Source organism: Vibrio sp. NH-7 (assembly GCF_053643215.1).
Genome location: NZ_CM132188.1, coordinates 819254 through 836331 on the forward strand (window position 1 = coordinate 819254; position 17078 = coordinate 836331).

Below are 17078 nucleotides of genomic sequence, written 5' to 3' on the forward strand. Positions count from 1 at the left end.
CGTTAGACTAAAATAGAATAGCTAGTAAGTTTTAAGACTAGTAGTTTAGATAACCATAATAGAAAGAATAACTAGCAACCTTAGTTCGCTCTTTTGCTGCAGGAGTAACTCACAATGACCAAACCTAATAATGAAGAGACGCTTTGCTGCCCACTTTGCGGCAGTGATGAATATTTACTATCTAATACGAACAAATTTCTCTGTGCTGAATGTGGCTCTTTTTTCGAAGACGTCGATAAAATAGTCGTTCATCAACCTCATGTGCAGCTGTTGATCCATCAACGGTTAAATCGAGTCGCCACCCATCACGCTTATCACTAATTTTTGTTTAAAGGCCACAATTTACGTGGCCTTTAATTTTAGACACACTGTTCTAACTCTTTTAAATGGCGAATTTTTTCAATGTTAAGTTCATGAGCGCGTTCATTGATACCGATTAAATGGACCGTTTTAACGCCCGCTCTAACCCCTGCTTCTAGGCCTTTTGGTGTATCGTCAACATACATACACTCTTCAAGTCGAAAACCCATATTCATCGCGCTATACATCACCAAATCGGGCTCGGGTTTCCAACTGTTAGTATCAAACGCTGAGAATATTTTACCCTTGAATTGAGGCAACAACCCCGTCAGCTCAAGTGCTCGTTCGATTTTGACTCTTGGTCCATTCGAGGCAACACAATACTCTATCCCTCTCGTATCGAAGTAGTCGAGCACATCAAACACACCTTCCATTGGTTGTAACTGCGCATCAAATAGTCCATCTAAGTAATCTCTATAGACGGGCTCGAGCTTATCAATAGACACTTTTACACCCAGACGTTGCTTCGTCATTGATAAAATGTCGGCCAGCTTTCCCCCTTCAAAGTGACTGATGGCATCCTCCATCGATAAATTTGCGCCAAAATGGTTGAACGCTTGGCACAACGCTTCACAGCACAAACGCTCACTGTCGACAAGCGTGCCGTCACAATCGAAAATTACACATTTAATTTGAGGTTTTGTCATTATTATTACCTTCTTAATTCGCCATGAGAAATAATAAGCGAGAAGAGGTAAGTTCGCATGATTGGCTTAACAGAATCTGAATAAGCGCACCATTGAATATAAAAATTCAATGGTGAGTCACTATTTGGGGTTAATTGAACAAAGTTACACCGCGATAGATAATTGCTCTTTTACGGCGTCTGGATAACAATGTCGTATCGCAGTAAATTCTGAATAGTGCTCGATTAAAAGAGACGTTAACTCTGGGTCAAACTCTTTACCCGCCTGATGAATAAAGTGTGCTTTGACTTCTTCGTTTGTCCAAGCGCGTTTGTAACAGCGCACACTCAGGAGGGCATCGAAGACATCGGCAATGGCTGTGATTCGTGCAAAAATATGAATTTGTTGGTCAGATAGGCCATTCGGATAACCAGTACCATCCCACTTTTCATGATGCTGATACGCAATGATTGCCGCCATCTTAAACATCTCCCCTTTGGAGCTGCTAAGTAAGTTGTAACCGGCATGAGTATGCGTTTTCATTACTTCCCATTCGTCAGCAGTCAACTTACCCGGTTTATCGAGAATCGCCTCAGGGATGGAGATCTTGCCGACGTCATGCATCGGACTGACAACTTCAAGCATTTCAATTTCGCGATGAGTCAACCCAGCTAGTTTTCCCAAGTGTGCGGATAGCTTTGCAACTCGCTTTACGTGGTTTCCTGTCTCCCCAGAACGCGTTTCTATTGCTTCTCCGAGAACATGTATCATTTCTTTCTGCACTTGCATGGTTTTCTTTTGCAACTCAACGATCTTACGACTCTTTAAATTGAGCTCTCTCTTTTGATTGATCGTACGAGATTGGTTAATGATGACCGCGAGTAAACAGAAGAACGAGACTAATGAATACCCTATCGTTTCGATGTTATCTCTAACATAGCTTTTTGGCGGGTTTAGTAGTATCACGTCATCTGGTAGGAGTTCTTGATCAAGGTTATGTTTTATGAATGCTTCATATTCGACCACCGCCCGAGATCCGGAATGTGCGATATCAAGGCCCGACATATCAATCGATAGAGAGCGAGCCAACTCTACAGCCATTTGCTCACCGATATCCTCTGGTCGGTTGACCACGCCCCCAACCACACCGTGATTGATGTAGAACTCCCAGAAAACAAAAATTGGTGCAGCACTTTTTTCCGCGAGTGTATGCGCAATTTGTTCGTAACTGTAGTAGTGACCTTTGTCGACCTCTGTATTGTAGTGTGAAAGTATCACCGCATCTGTTTTACCCAATGTCGTCAACCATTGCGCCGTATTTTCGAGGCTTTTCCCCTCCACAATCGTAAACGGAATATCAGCTAGACGACTGGTCTCGAGTTCCTGCTCAAACGCTGTTTTGATTAAGCTCGCCGTGTGACTCGAGTCAGTCAACAAATAAAGGTTTTCCCAGTTTTGATTTAACGAGTCGAGGAAATTTAACGTTCCTTGAATGTCATCGCGTTCATAGAGGATCTTAGCTTTGTCGGTAACATGGTCGAGAGATGCAGAGAAATCGTTGACGCCACCGGCAATGATAGGAAGGCCGGCAAATGGATTGGGTGACCAGCGACTAACGAGTCTCTGAGCATTGTCATCGGTCAGGAGAACAGCATCAAAATGGTAGTTATCGTATTTAATCGCAAAGTACTGCTTAAATGCATCGAGATAAGTTTGAGAAGTAATGCGCTTGGTGTCCAAGTACTCTATTGAGAGTTTAACGGGTTCTGGATACTGATTGGTAATCCGCTCAATGCCTTGTTGGAACTGAGTTGTCCATTGGTATGAGGGCTCATAAGAGTGGATGATGAGTACATGTTTAGGTTGCCAATGCTCAACGTGAGCAAAAGCGGAAGGAGTGCAGACCGCAATGAGTAAATAGACAAACCGACGCAACAGCAAGGTGAAAGATTCTTATAACGATGGAGATGCCACAGAGTAACATATTGAATGCACATCGCATTTAGCAATCATTAGATTTCTAGATAGACGTCACTATATTCATTCAAGTTAACATTCAACTTGTTGACCAACAATAAAGAAAACGCGTGCTTATTCGCCAAAGTTTGGTTTTGTGTTAACACAACGTCTGACACCAGGAACTGATTATCCACTTGGGTTAGGATTGCCGCTCCAACTGGCTCCCCTTCTTTAAAAGCGACGTACAAAGTACAGGGATCAGAATAGATGATTTGTGTAAGAAACTCGACAATCAGTTCTTGTTCGCTTTGCTGCTCCCAACGTTTAGATTGCAACAACGCAAACATGACTGTTAGGCGATGAAAATCGACAAGAAATAGGTCATCGCTAGTCAAACCAATATCAGCACTCACTGCGGTATCTAATGGGACGACTGACGATTGAGCGGCTGTAGACAAGTATAACGAACGACCTGCTAAACTCTCTTTGGTTGGATATTGGACATCTATCTGTTCTGACAACCAATTATTTTTCGTTTTAGCGATTTCTATGCCGGATACTTTCATTTGAATAACTTGTGTCGATATTTTGCGTCAGCTTATCGATAAGCACACGCGTAAACAAGTGTTTTCTTGGCTATTCGGTATCACATCGAAAGCTGATATGCTAAGAGCATAGGCGGCACATCATAGAGTCGTCACTCAGAAATCAACCCTTTGTTTAGGATGAACTTCGTTATGATAAAAAAGATTACAGTGGCTTCAATTCTTGCTCTTTCCCTTTCAGCTTGTGATAGCGGTGAAGTTGGTGATGTTAGTCTTGGCCTTTTTACAATGAAAGATATCAAACTCAATCACATGCAAGATCCCATTGTAACGGGTGTGACCTGTCACGTTGCGTCGATTGAAGCGGACTTCAGCCTAGCTGACCCAAGTGACAGCTCTATCTCCTGTCGTCAAACCGGTGAAATTACGCCAGAGATGATCGCTCAGATCGACAAATCGGATTCAGGGGAAGTTGTCTTCAAAAAATCAAAAAGTATCTTCTTCAAAAGCATGAAGATTCGCCGAATTTTAGACGTCGAAAATCAGACTATTATGTACCTTTCTTATTCTACAAAAGAAACCTCTGGTAGCTTCAAACATAGCTTGTCTACGGTTCCACTTTGGGGAACAAAAGCGTTCGGTACATTCACTGCTGACAAATAGAACAATCAAGTGCCAAACTCTGAAGTTTGGCACTCTTCTATGTAATAAAAGTGAAAGCAATCCTTAACCTTTGTGATATGATGCAGCAAAATTTCCAACTCATACCTCAAAATGAAATTTCCTGGTCAGCGCAAATCAAAGCACTACTTTCCTACACACGCTCGTGATCCATTAATAAATCAGATGAAGCAAACCCCTAAGCTTTATCGCCCGATTATTGTTGGTGTGGGTCAAACCATCGTTGATATCGAAGCTCGTGTAGACGATGAGTTCCTAGCGAAATATGACTTGAGTAAAGGGCACTCTCTCGTTTTGGAAGAGAGTAAAGCTGATGCACTCTATGACGAACTGGTTGAGCGTGGCTTAATCACTCATCAATACCCTGGTGACACCATAGGTAACACCCTACACAACTATTCTGTACTAGCAGATAGCAAATCAGTGTTGTTAGGCGTTATGTCACGCAATATCGAAGTCGGTTCGTTTGCTTATCGTTACTTGTGCCGTACTTCTTCTCGCATGAACTTAAACCACCTACAAATGGTAGAAGGTTCGATTGGCCGTTGTTACACGCTGATTTCAGATGACGGTGAGCGTACGTTTGCCATCAACGAAGGCGAGATGAACAACCTACGCCCTGAAAGCATTCCTGATGATGTGTTTGACAAAGCATCTGCGCTTGTTGTCTCGTCTTACCTTATGCGCGGTAAGCCTGAAGACCCAATGCCAAAAGCCGTAGCGCGCGCAATTGAAATCGCTAAAGGCAAGAATGTGCCTGTGGTTCTAACGCTGGGTACAAAATGGGTCATTGAGGGTAACGCCAAATGGTGGCAAGAGTACATCAAAGAGAACATTTCCATCGTTGCGATGAACGAAGAGGAAGGTGAAGCTCTAACTGGTGAGTCCGACCCACTGTTGGCCGCTGACAAAGCGTTAGATTGGGTTGACTTGGTGCTCTGCACAGCAGGTCCTTCAGGCCTTTATATGGCGGGTTACACGGAAGACAGCGTCAAGCGCGACACAGAGCTGCCTTTGTTACCGGGTAACATACCTGAATTTAACAAGTATGAGTTTAGCCGAGCAATGCGCAAAGCCGACTGCCAAACACCATTGAAAGTTTATTCTCATATCGGTCCTTATTTGGGTGGCCCACTTGAAATTAAAAACACAAATGGTGCGGGTGACGCGGCGCTTTCTGCACTTCTGCATGATATGGCGGCAAACAGCCATCACTTGATGAATGTCCCTAATTCATCTAAACACGATCAGCCGTACTTAACCTACTCTTCTCTTTCACAGATTTGTAAGTACGCAAACCGTGTTAGCTACGAAGTTCTCACGCAGCACTCTCCTCGACTAGGGCGCGCATTGCCTGAACGTGAAGATAGCTTAGAAGAAGCGTACTGGGATCGTTAACCATATTAAAGCCGCGTTATGCGGCTTTTTTGATCGTACTTACTGTGAATTGGGACACGGATAGAAAACCAGTTGATCACCTTCGACAATAATGCAGTCCATCCCTCCAGAATGCGCAGCGCGCTTGCCAAGCTCAGTATCCTCAAAGACGACACATGCGTTTGCGCTAACACCAAGTTGTCTCGCTGCCTCGAGAAATGTATCAGGGTTTGGTTTGTGATTTGCAACATCGGTAGCGGTAACGACAGCATCGAGCTTGGGCAGTAACTCGGTTTGTTTCAGCAGTGCAAGTGCACTTTTGCGTTGGCTTCCCGTACCGACCGCAAGTTTTTTCTTTCCGTGAAAGTGTTCTAGTACTTCCTTGGTACAAGCGATCACCTCTCCTTTATTTTCAATTTCTGAAAAACAGCGCATTTTAAATTTCGAGACTTCATTTGGGTCGAGAGAAAGATGATGCTCTTTATTGATTTCTATCGCAATTTTATAACTCGGCATTCCGCCTAAACTATGTAACCACGCTTTGGTAAATGGGAAATTAAAGTAATCTGATGTTTGTTGCCACGCTTCTAGGTGGGCGGGCATGGTATCGATTAACGTTCCATCCATGTCGAAAATTAATCCTTCATACTTTTGTATTAGATTCAGCATCTTGTATTCAATCCTTGAGCTAATCTATAACGATAAATAGATTAACACTTTTGCAATAAGTTAAATTGATATAATTGTAATTACAGACTACCATCAGCTTAAATACTCATAATGTTATAACTTTGACTTATTTAGGTAATCTCATGAATATCAAGAATAAACTATATTCATTGGGTGCAGTAGCCGTTTTAGGAGTGGTTTCCGTTCTTTTGTCCACTTCTCACTTTGCCCAAACGACTGAACAACTCAACCAAGCAAACTTATTAGTAGCTAAGTTGGAAATACGCCTGCTAAATTTACGACGCAATGAAAAAGACTTTTTGCTCAGAAAAGACATGAAGTACTTAGACAAGTTTAATGACAACATGGACAAATTTTTGGATACGCAGTCGCAGCTAGCCAAAATTCTTACCGAGCATGACCTCCCCTCTAGTGCGCAACTCCGTACAGACATCATTGATTATCAAAACGGTTTTACCTCATTGGTTAATGCCTACAATCAGCACGGACTGAACCCAGAAGATAAATTGCTGGGTCGATACAATGCTGAGCTTGAAAGTGTTCGACCTAAATTAAACAGTGACCAACTGGTGAACCTTTTCGAATTTAACAACAATGTTCAAGCTGGTTCATTAGATACATCTCTTATCCCTAGTGATGCCACTGCACTGTTGGCTGCCGCCAAAGCCTTGATAGCGCAAAAGACGACGATAGGTCTTAAATACAATGTCGGCTTACTTGGCGATACTCGTGCGCTCTAACACACAGTTGAAGAACAGTTTAAATCCTTCTCTCAGGCACTGACTTCGCAAGCGCAAGAGACTCAGGAACGTTTGGCTAACTTTAAGATGATGGTAACTGGCTTTGTTATCATTCTGATCCTATTAATCATTTGGCAAATCTCACGTTCTATCAATACGCAAGTTGCGAGCTTACTCTCCATCATTCAAGAAATTGCGCGCTCAAACAATGTCTCTTTGAGAGCCAATTTAGGTGGTAACAACGAGTTGGTTGCGATATCCAACTACTTCAACCGCTTGTTAGATAAACTTGAGCAACTAATCGCGGGCACTCAGAGCAAGTCTGCAGAGCTGTCACAAAGCACTTCTAATATGCATGACGAACTGCAAAATGTTATCGAACAGTTCAACGTCCAAGCTGACCACACCACTACGATGGCAACGTCTGTGCAAGAAATGGTGTCCACAATCAACGAAATCTCAGAGAGTACTGCAATCGCGGTAGAGGGCGTGCAACAGGCGGCAGTTAATGCTGAAAACGGTCGTAAAGTGGTGAAAACGACGGTTAAGAATATCGATCAATTATCGTCAATTTTGGGTAACAGTCAGCAATCTATTGGCTCATTGAACAACCACGTGGATAAGATTGGTGATGCCGTAAACATTATCCAAGAAATCGCGGAGCAAACTAACTTATTGGCACTTAACGCCGCTATCGAAGCCGCACGTGCGGGTGAACAAGGTCGTGGCTTTGCCGTCGTTGCGGACGAAGTTCGGGCGTTGGCAAGCCGTACACACCAATCTACGGAAGAAATCACTAAAGTGGTGACGGACATTCAATCTCAGATGTCTCAAGTGGTTACGGATATTGATCAGTGTAATGAACAAGGGCAAGCGACACTCAAAGCATCAGACTCTCTGGACCTCAGTCTGACTCAGATTATCGATGATATGACTAACATCCAAGCTAATTCTGAGCGCATCGCTTCTGCCATCGAGGAACAAGGTATTGTGATGAATCAAGTCAGTGAGTCGATCACTGAACTCAATGTCATCTCTGATGGCAACATGCGCTCTGCTCAGCAATGCCTGACAGAAGTCGACCGCGTATCGGCACAAGCCACTGAAATGGATCATGCAGTGGCGGAATTTAAAACCTCATAACTGATTCGCAACGTGTAAAAAAGCCCGCTTAATTGCGGGCTTTTCGTCTTAGTTATTACTCATCATCCAATGGGATCATTTTGGTATTACCACCGTGTATCTTCTCTCGCTGGCGCTGAACAACAGCATAGAAACCCGGTATCAAGAAGGTACCCGCCAACAATACGCAGAGTAGACCACCAATCAATGAGATACCCAACGAGTTCTGGCTCACGTGCCCAGCACCTGAGGCAAAAATCAGCGGGAATATACCTAAGATGAATGACCACGATGTCATATTCACCGCTCGGAAACGCAGCTTACCACCGTGTACCGCAGCTTCATCGATTGGCACATCTTTCTCTTCTCGCTCAACTTTGGCGAATTCCACAATCAGAATTGCATTCTTTGCGGCGAGCGCAATCAACAACACTAAGCCAATTTGCGCATATAAATTGAGCGGCGTTCCCGTCAAATTAAGTGCTAAGAACGAACCTAACGTGGCGATAGGCACCACCAAAATTATCGCCAATGGAATACTCCAACTCTCATATTGGGCAACCATGAACAGATAGATAAATATCAGTGCAAGCGCGAAAGCAAAGATCGCTTGGTTTCCAGCAAGCACTTCTTGATAAGCTAATCCTGTCCACTCATATTGATAGCCATGAGGGAGAACTTCTGCGGCCACTCGCTCCATTGCAGCAATGGCATCACCACTTGAATAACCCGGTGCTGGTTGACCTTGGATAATCGCACTGCGGTACATGTTGTATCGCCAAGCGACATCTGGCTCGAAGATTTGCTCATAACTCACCAAGGTACTAAGCGGCACCATCATGCCTTGTGATGTTCGAACGTGGAAGCGCTCTAAATCATCCATGCTGCTACGATGTTCACTGTCGGCTTGCATCGTGACGCGGAAGTTTTTACCAAACATCGTAAAATCATTTACATAGAGCGAACCTAAGTTACCCTGTAGCGTTTGGAAGATACTTGAAAGTGGCACTCCCAATTGCTGCGCTTTCTCTCGGTCAATGTCGACATAGTAATGGGGAACATTGGCGCGGAAGGTACTAAATGTATAGGCGATTTCCGGTTGCTTATTTGCCGCTTCAATCACCTGCCCCATGACCATTGCAAGGTCGGTTCGACTGCGACCTAGGGTATCTTCAAGAACAAACTCGAAACCAGAGGCTGCCCCCATACCAGGTACCGCAGGAGGTCCCATCGCAAATACAACCGCTTGTGGCAATTCCATCGCGGCACGGCCATTGATGCGTTGTGCTATCGCAGTTGAAGAGTGATCGCCTTCCAACGCATTGCGCGTATCCCAATCTTCCAGTTTGATAAACAGTGACGCACCGTTTGACGCAGCAGCACCTGTCATAAAGGCAAAGCCATTTGCTACAGTGACACCATCGACACCTGGCTCTTGTTCAACCATATCGACTAACTGCTCGGTCACTTCTTGCGTTCTCGACAAGGACGCCGCATCTGGGAGTTGGACGTTAACCAGCAGGATTCCTTTGTCTTCTTGAGGGACAAACGCCGTTGATGTCGTTTTCGCGAAGAAGGTCACCGCTGCAATTGCAACTAGGAAAAACGCCCCAAGTAACATGGCTTTTTTGACCAAGAAACCTGCTACTTGTCCGTAACGATGGGTGATTTTTTCTAATCCTTGGTTGAATACAGCGAACCAACGCGAGGTGTTTCCACCCCCTTGTTTCAGCACCAATGAGCATAAAGCCGGAGACAAGGTTAGCGCGTTAATTGATGAAATAACTACAGAAATACAGATCGTCAAAGCGAACTGACGGTACATAATCCCTGTAATACCCGGCAACATCGCCACTGGCAAGAACACCGCAAGCAGCACTAAGGTCGAAGTAATGATCGGCCCCGTCACCTCTTTCATTGCAATCAACGTCGCTTTACGTGGACTGATACTTGGATCTTTTGCCATGGTGGTATCGACATTCTCAATCACAAGGATTGCATCATCCACCACGATACCGATCGCCAAAATCAAACCAAACAAGGTCACCGTGTTGATGGTAAAACCAGTCGCTTGCATCACAGCAAACGTACCAATTAATGACACAGGGATTGCAACAACTGGAATCAAGGTTGCTCGAGCACTGCCTAAGAACAAGTAGGTCACCGCAATAACCAGCAAAATCGCTTCAATAAGTGTTTTAACAACGCCTTTGATAGATTCAGCAACGAATAGCGTTGTGTCGTAGCTTGCTTCGTATTCCATCCCTTCAGGAAAGTTAACACTCAGTTTATCAAGCATATCCACAACAGCTTGGCCGCTTTCCAGTGCGTTAGCATCAGATTGAAGCGATAACGTTACAATTGACGCATCTTGACCACGATACTTGCCGCTGCCGTCGTAAAACTTTTTACCTAGCTCTACACGAGCCACATCTTTGAGGTAAACCGTTGAGCCGTCGCTATTTGCTCGCAAGACGACGTTTTCGAACTCGCCCACGCTTTCAAGACGCCCTTTGGTCACCAAGTTAAACTGGACTTCTTGAACATCATTGTAAGGCGCTGCACCAACGCGACCAGCAGCAACTTGCACGTTCTGCTCAGCGAGCGCTGCGTGTATGTCTGACGTAGTCAGTTTTAGGTTCGCTATCTTCTCAGGGTCTAGCCAAACACGCATGGCGTATTCGCCGCCGCCGATGACGCTTACTTCACTGATGCCTTTCACTCGAGCAAGCTGATCTTTTACATTCAAGTTAATGTAGTTAATCAAGAATTGATCGTCGTATTTTCCGTCTGGTGAATAGAAGTTAAGCACCATTAACAGGTCAGGAGATCGCTTCTTAACCGTTACACCGACCATCCTCACTTCTTGAGGAAGCTTCGACTCGATCTGAGAAACGCGGTTTTGAACGTTGACTTGCGCCATATCAGGATCGGTCCCAACATCAAACGTGACGTTGAGGTTGTAAGAACCATCGTTGGCACTTTTCGAAGACATGTAAATCATGTCCTCAACACCATTGACCGATGTTTCTATTGGATCTGCGATAGCTTGCTCAACCACCTCTGCACTGGCACCCGTGTAGTACGCCGTGACGCTTACTGACGGAGGGCTTATCTTGGGGTATTCAGCTACAGGAAGGATCGCCAACGCGATCGCTCCAGCTAAAGTTAATATGATGGAGATGACCAGCGCAAACTTTGGACGCTGGATAAAGAATCGACTTAACATTTAAGCTCCTTTATTCTGCGTCTGTTCGTACAGGAACACCGTTACGTACTCGTTGAAGGCCTTGGGTTATCACCTTATCCGTGTCGGCAATCCCACTACGGATAATGATTCCTCCTTCAACTTGATGGCCAAGTTCAACATTGCGGCGTTCCGCAACGTTCCCCTCTGTTACCACCATTACAAAGTTACCTTCGAGATCGGTTTGCACTGCGCGGCGCGGAATCACCAACGCATCTCTCGCCTGCTTTTCTTTGAGTTCAACACGAACATGTTGACCGGGTAATAATCGCAGCTCTGGATTAGACACCACTGCGCGCATTGAAATAGTGCCTGTATCTAAGTCGATTCGGTTTCCTAAGTAATCAAGTTGACCTGCATGTGGGAAGTATTCCCCATTTTCCAACATCACTTTAACTTCAACGGAGTCGGCTTCGTTGGCAGAACGAGTGGTCACCTTGTCCATCCCCATTTGTAAACGCTCTCGTTCGCTGATGCTAAAACTTGTATGGATCGGATCAAGACTCACTAATGTGGTTAAGATGCCCGACTGTGGTGACAACAGATCGCCCGTGCTGACTTTACTTTGTGCAATCCGACCAGAAAATGGAGCACGAATTTCGGTGTATGACAGATTCACCTCTGCAAGATGAAGCTGCGCTTTAGCCGCTTCAACCTGGGCTGTTGCGCCTAATAAGGTGGCGTTAAGGTTATCGAATTCTGATTGCGAAATACTGCCCTTAGGGAGCAAGTTTTTACCGCGCTGAAAGTCCAGTTCTGCTTTTTTAAGTGCCGCATTGGCTTGTGCAAGCGTCGCTTTTGCAGTCGCGACTTGAGCTTGGAAAGAGGAAGGTTCAATCGAATAGAGCAATTGGCCCTGCTCGACCATTTGGCCTTCATCAAAATGACGTTGTTTCAAATAGCCAGTGACCTGAGCAGTAATGTTGGTGTCTTCAACCGCTTCTACGCGGCCAATGTAGGATTTGCTCGCTTGATGCTCAATAGTTTTCACTTGTTCCGCAACAACAAGTGGTGCTGGCGCTTGATTGTTCCCTTGGTTTTGTTCACCACATCCTGATAGTAAAATTGCACTGGTTAGTGCAGACAATAGCAGTGTTTTTTTCATGAATAGACCGTTAGGTAATATTTAAAGAGGCTTGGCCAAATTACCTAACGGGCTACTATGTTGTGTCCGAAGAATATCAGAGGAAGGAAGTTAAGTGTTTCAATTTGTTACTAAACTGGATTTGGCGTGAGCCATGATGTTTTCCAGCATAATCTCGGGTGATTTCCAGCAATAGACCAATTCAGTGACTTGATTACCGCAAGGGGCGTTCCAGAGTCTTTCTTGCGCATTTTTTCCGCCAATATAGTCATAAAACTCTATAGCCTGAAGGTTATCTTTCATCACTTCCAAATAAACGCCATTATCCGGAAAATATTGATGAATCCACTTCGCCATTTCTTCAATCAGGATAGAACCTAGTCCTTTCCCTCGATAGGCATCGTCAATATGCAAAGCATCAATAATGGTGCCTTTTTCAAAATCATGATTGCCAAAAGCGCAAATGAATCCGCACAGCAGTCCCCCCTCTTCAATTAAAATCACGTGTTGATTAAAGGGAGGGTTGATAAGGCGAGTTTGCCAAACGGCTAAACGTTCTTCTAATACTTCGTTTTCTAGATACTCTTTACCAAGAATACCTTGGTAAAACTGCTTCCAGCTTTGTGCGTGCAGCGTAGCGATACGTTCGTAATCGCTATATTCAGCTACTTTTAATTCCATTTGTAGTCCTTATTACGTCCTGTTAAGGATTGTGTACCTCTTCATACTATTAAACATTTAACAAAAAGCCAATAACTCTGGAACAAAAGCGTGTTGCAGCCGTCGCAACGCGCTCGACTTTTAACGATGATTTAGGGTCTGTTGAGCTTTCGAGCTGATTTCTGCAGCAGTTTGTGGGAAATTTCTATTTCTTTACAAGCAAGAGCAGACAGAGGCTTTGAAGTGTAGCTAGCCTACATGAAAAGCCGATAACGCAGTACAAATGAACCACAAACGCTGCCCGAAGGGTTCGGCTACGCGCCCCGGACTAAAATCGTTTTATGCTTTGTTAAGGGGTATTTACTTAGAATGACTAGGCTACACAACCCTTGCCGCGCCTAAAACGATTTTGACTAGGCGTCCCCATCCGAACAAAATTTAACCGCGAAAGGTTAACAGACCCTAGTCACTTTTTGATTTTCTTTCATTTGACTTACACGTGTACGCTGATATTCTGGCGTACAATTGTTAGCTGAAAGGAAATCTATCCATGTCCACCGAGCGTAAACCGCCACTGATATGGCTCAATATCGCTATTTTTCTCTTATCATTCATCGTCGCTCTCGTCGTCGTTCCTTGGTATGGTTTTACGACAGGATATGGTGTTGAGCACTTGATATGGTTTATTGTCGCATTTTCATTCTGTAACTTGTCGATCACCGCGGGTTACCATCGTCTCTGGTCACACAAAACTTATGAAGCACACGGAGTGCTGCGATTTATTTTTGCTATTGGTGGGGCGTTTGCTCTACAAAACAGCGCGCTGCACTGGAGTTCAGACCATCGAATCCACCACAAACATGTAGACCACAACGACAAAGACCCCTATTCGGCTAAACGCGGCTTTTGGTTTTCACACATTGGCTGGATGCTGCGTGAGTACAACGCAAATACCTATTCCGATTACAGCAACTGCCGCGACTTACAGAAAGATAAAATCGTAATGTGGCAGCACAAGTACTACATTCCACTCGCGATCATAACCAACGTTGGAATCCCGCTCGTTTTAGGCATTGTATATGGTGATGTCCTTGGCATGCTGTTGATTGTGGGCGTTCTTCGATTGGTTCTTAGCCACCATTCCACTTTCTTTATCAACTCACTGGCTCATATTTGGGGCAGCCAACCCTACACAGACAAAAATACCGCTCGTGATAATGGCGTGTTAGCATTCTTTACCTTTGGGGAGGGATACCACAACTATCACCACATCTTCGAGAACGATTACCGAAATGGGATTTATTGGTGGCAGTATGACCCAACGAAATGGCTGATTAAGAGTTGTTCATGGCTAGGCTTGACTCGTAAACTACGAGTGACGCCCAAGCTCAAAATTGAAAAAGCGCGCGCTAAGATGTGTCGTGAAATCGCACAAAGAAAAATCGAAAACCTACCCAATGCTTTACAGCTTAAAGAGGCGTTAAATCGAGAGTTTGAACAACTGATCACTAAAATGAGTGATTACTATGAGATCAAGAAACAAGTTCTTGAAGCGCAAAAGAGTAGCCTGACTGAAAAGTACGAATGCTCATTACTTAAACTGCGCTATCAACATCTTAAACAAGAGCTCAGCTCACAACGTAAACGCTGGGAAATGCAGTTAGCCCAATACGCATAACACCAAACATTAAAATGGGGAGCCAATTGCTCCCCATTTTGTTTTTTAAGGTTATTTTTTTAAGGCTGCTTATCAAAGCACACCGTCCCTTCCTCTAGGGTAAGCCAGGCTTGCTTTTCACTCACCCAGACATGTGCTTGAGGAGCAAACTCCTCGGAGACTTCACTGCCCACAGGTTTTAGTTTGAGTTTTACTGTTTCTGGTGCATCTGGGTTGTAGTGGTAGATGCGATTTCCACATTGAGGACAAAATTTCGCATAATTCTTGTTGCCAGTTTCGGCTAAGCGCTCCCACTGTGACATCTCACCACGGAACTCTACGTCTTCGGTATTGCACACAGCCGTGACGCTATATGGGCTCGTTGAGAGCTTTTGGCATTCTTGGCAATGGCAGGCAAAGACCTTCATTGGAGCGCGTTTAAGTGTGTAACTGACTTGACCACACTGACATGCTGCTGAGACTGGAAATTCCATTGAGTGCTTCCTTATCGTTTATTTATTAGACAAGTAAACTCTATACAATTTATCGGCTTACTATGCAACTGCGCGTAGTTTTCCACGATACGAACTTTGACAAACCCATTGGCAGTAAGAACTTTTCGTGACGCCATGTTGTTTTCATCGGCATAAGCAAATAACCGCTTGATCCCTTTACTGCTCAGTTCTGTTATTCCCTTATTCAACGCGATCGTCGCAACACCTTTGGAAACAGAGTGTTGGCCAACACGGTAACCAACATGAGCGGTGCCTTTTTTTAAATCAACGTTGGTAAAATTGAGACGCCCGATGATCTGCCCGCTATTATCTTTTATCAGCAATGGGAGCAAACGGTCACACTTGAACTCAAGTAAGAACTCTTGAATGTGCTGAGTAACCCCCTCCAACGAGTAAAAGTCTTGCTCTCTCGGGGGAATAAACTGCTCGAACCAAGTTTGATTTTCGATCTCAAACGCGAGCAGCTGCTCTACATCACTCAAGTTAAGCAATGTGAGTTTGATGTCCGCTAACTCTCTTTTACTGGTCATAGCCATTACCTTGATGGTTAGCGTTTCTTGCCTCGATTCGCGTGAATTTTCAATTTTGCCTTCATTTTACGCTTGTCAGACGAGCGACTCTTTCTTCGCGGTGAACGTTCTGGCTCGACTTCTTCTACTAAACTTGGCTCAAAACCTTGCAGCCATTCTTGCGGCAAGCGCGTGTCTAAGAGACGTTCAATTGCTTCAAGTAAGTAGTGTTCGTCGCGACTCATAAAGGAGACCGCGAAGCCCTCTTTCCCTGCTCGGCCAGTACGACCGATGCGATGAACGTAGTCTTCTGCTTTATATGGCATATCGAAGTTAACCACTTGCTCTAGCTCTTGTATATCAAGACCTCGAGCGGCGACGTCAGTTGCGATCAAAGCTCTAATTTTGCCTGCTTTGAAATCATCAAGCGCTTTTTGACGCGCACCTTGGCTTTTGTCGCCATTGATTGATGCCGCTTTAATACCATCGAGTTTTAGCTCTTTAACCAGCGCATCACTGCCTTGCTTGGTTTTGGTAAAGACCAAGACTTGCTGCCAGTTTCGAGACCCGATCAAATACGCCAGAAGCTCCGCTTTACGCTTTTTGTCGACGGGATACACCATCTGTTTTACGGTTTCAGCGGTGCTGTTTGATGCAGAGACTTGTACCTCAACCGGTTCAGATTGAAGCTTGTAAGCGATGTTCTTTATTCGCTTATCAAACGTCGCGGAAAAGAACAGTGTCTGTCTAACGGCATTAAAACGCTTAAGAATACGTTGGATGTCTGGCATGAATCCCATATCTAACATTCGATCCGCTTCGTCGAGCACCAAAAACTCTGACTTAAGTAGGCTCACGTTTTTACAAAACATATGATCAATTAAACGTCCCGGCGTGGCGATCAGAATGTCGCAACCTTGTTCCAAATTACGAGTTTGAACATTCATACTGGTACCGCCGTAAGCAGTAACAATTTTGAGTTCAGTTGCTTGTGCGTATTGAACGAGATTGTCGAATACCTGCTGAGCAAGCTCGCGAGTCGGAACCAGAACCAAGGCGCGAACGTCATTACTTTGTGGATCGCGTTTTGCCTCAGACTCGATTAATTTTTGGATGATCGGTAAACCAAATGCCGCCGTTTTGCCCGTACCCGTTTGAGCGCCGGCTAAAACGTCTTTCCCTGCCAATACGTGAGGAATGGCTTGCGTTTGAACCTCTGTGGGTTGCTCAAAGCCGAGTGAAGATAATGTGGAAAGTATGGTTGGACATAGCCCAAGTGATTCAAATTGCGTCGACATGCGTGTTA

The 17078-nt window shown here is 44.6% G+C and carries 13 protein-coding genes and 1 pseudogene; 4 read left to right on the top strand and 10 right to left on the bottom strand.

Annotated elements, in window-relative coordinates; translation table 11 throughout:
• Positions 1-359: 359 nt before the first annotated feature.
• From ACUALS_RS17900 to ACUALS_RS17910, 3 genes are all read right to left on the bottom strand, one after another.
• A complete protein-coding gene (locus ACUALS_RS17900) occupies positions 360-1007 on the bottom strand; it encodes an HAD-IA family hydrolase (RefSeq protein ID WP_454449278.1) in 648 nt (215 codons plus the stop codon).
• Positions 1008-1151: 144 nt separating this feature from the next.
• Positions 1152-2927 (bottom strand): HD domain-containing phosphohydrolase, encoded by a 1776-nt coding sequence (locus tag ACUALS_RS17905; RefSeq protein ID WP_231566723.1) that lies wholly within the window; start codon positions 2925-2927, stop codon positions 1152-1154.
• Positions 2928-2998: 71 nt separating this feature from the next.
• Complete coding sequence (locus tag ACUALS_RS17910; RefSeq protein ID WP_454449279.1) at positions 2999-3511, bottom strand: flavodoxin; 513 nt, start codon at positions 3509-3511, stop codon at positions 2999-3001.
• 171 nt (positions 3512-3682) lie between these two features.
• Between ACUALS_RS17910 and ACUALS_RS17915 the strand changes: the two genes are divergently transcribed.
• Together ACUALS_RS17915 and ACUALS_RS17920 are read left to right on the top strand one after the other, a co-directional pair.
• The gene (locus ACUALS_RS17915; RefSeq protein ID WP_005471353.1) at positions 3683-4153 is read left to right on the top strand and encodes a CreA family protein; all 471 of its coding nucleotides are present in this window, start codon (positions 3683-3685) and stop codon (positions 4151-4153) included.
• A 111-nt stretch (positions 4154-4264) separates the two neighbouring features.
• A complete protein-coding gene (locus ACUALS_RS17920) occupies positions 4265-5569 on the top strand; it encodes an inosine/guanosine kinase (protein WP_038217252.1) in 1305 nt (434 codons plus the stop codon).
• A gap of 39 nt (positions 5570-5608) precedes the next feature.
• Here the strand turns inward: ACUALS_RS17920 and ACUALS_RS17925 are convergent, their stop codons facing one another.
• A complete protein-coding gene (locus ACUALS_RS17925) occupies positions 5609-6217 on the bottom strand; it encodes a beta-phosphoglucomutase family hydrolase (protein ID WP_454449280.1) in 609 nt (202 codons plus the stop codon).
• A gap of 143 nt (positions 6218-6360) precedes the next feature.
• On the opposite strand from ACUALS_RS17925, the pseudogene ACUALS_RS17930 reads away from it, so the two are divergent.
• Positions 6361-8121, top strand: a pseudogene (locus ACUALS_RS17930) (methyl-accepting chemotaxis protein).
• A gap of 55 nt (positions 8122-8176) precedes the next feature.
• Here the strand turns inward: ACUALS_RS17930 and ACUALS_RS17935 are convergent.
• From ACUALS_RS17935 to ACUALS_RS17945, 3 genes are all read right to left on the bottom strand, one after another.
• The gene (locus ACUALS_RS17935; RefSeq protein WP_454449281.1) at positions 8177-11329 is read right to left on the bottom strand and encodes an efflux RND transporter permease subunit; all 3153 of its coding nucleotides are present in this window, start codon (positions 11327-11329) and stop codon (positions 8177-8179) included.
• Between the two features lie 10 nt (positions 11330-11339).
• Complete coding sequence (locus ACUALS_RS17940; protein ID WP_039624526.1) at positions 11340-12452, bottom strand: efflux RND transporter periplasmic adaptor subunit; 1113 nt, start codon at positions 12450-12452, stop codon at positions 11340-11342.
• Between the two features lie 99 nt (positions 12453-12551).
• The gene (locus ACUALS_RS17945) at positions 12552-13112 is read right to left on the bottom strand and encodes a GNAT family N-acetyltransferase (protein WP_005471216.1); all 561 of its coding nucleotides are present in this window, start codon (positions 13110-13112) and stop codon (positions 12552-12554) included.
• Between the two features lie 529 nt (positions 13113-13641).
• Here ACUALS_RS17945 and ACUALS_RS17950 point away from each other — a divergent pair.
• Positions 13642-14769 (top strand): fatty acid desaturase, encoded by a 1128-nt coding sequence (locus ACUALS_RS17950; RefSeq protein ID WP_454449282.1) that lies wholly within the window; start codon positions 13642-13644, stop codon positions 14767-14769.
• Positions 14770-14828: 59 nt separating this feature from the next.
• Here ACUALS_RS17950 and ACUALS_RS17955 read toward each other — a convergent pair whose 3' ends face one another.
• Genes ACUALS_RS17955 through ACUALS_RS17965 form a run of 3 tightly spaced genes read right to left on the bottom strand, consistent with a single transcriptional unit; the run spans position 14829 to position 17070 of the window.
• On the bottom strand, positions 14829-15242 hold the full coding sequence (locus ACUALS_RS17955; protein ID WP_454449283.1) for a GFA family protein: 414 nt from the start codon (positions 15240-15242) through the stop codon (positions 14829-14831).
• Between the two features lie 11 nt (positions 15243-15253).
• Entirely contained in the window at positions 15254-15793 is a 540-nt protein-coding gene (locus ACUALS_RS17960) for a GNAT family N-acetyltransferase (RefSeq protein WP_331402253.1), read from the bottom strand.
• A gap of 17 nt (positions 15794-15810) precedes the next feature.
• Positions 15811-17070: a DEAD/DEAH box helicase gene (locus tag ACUALS_RS17965; RefSeq protein WP_454449284.1), complete on the bottom strand. Its 1260-nt coding sequence runs from the start codon at positions 17068-17070 to the stop codon at positions 15811-15813.
• Positions 17071-17078: the final 8 nt, after the last annotated feature.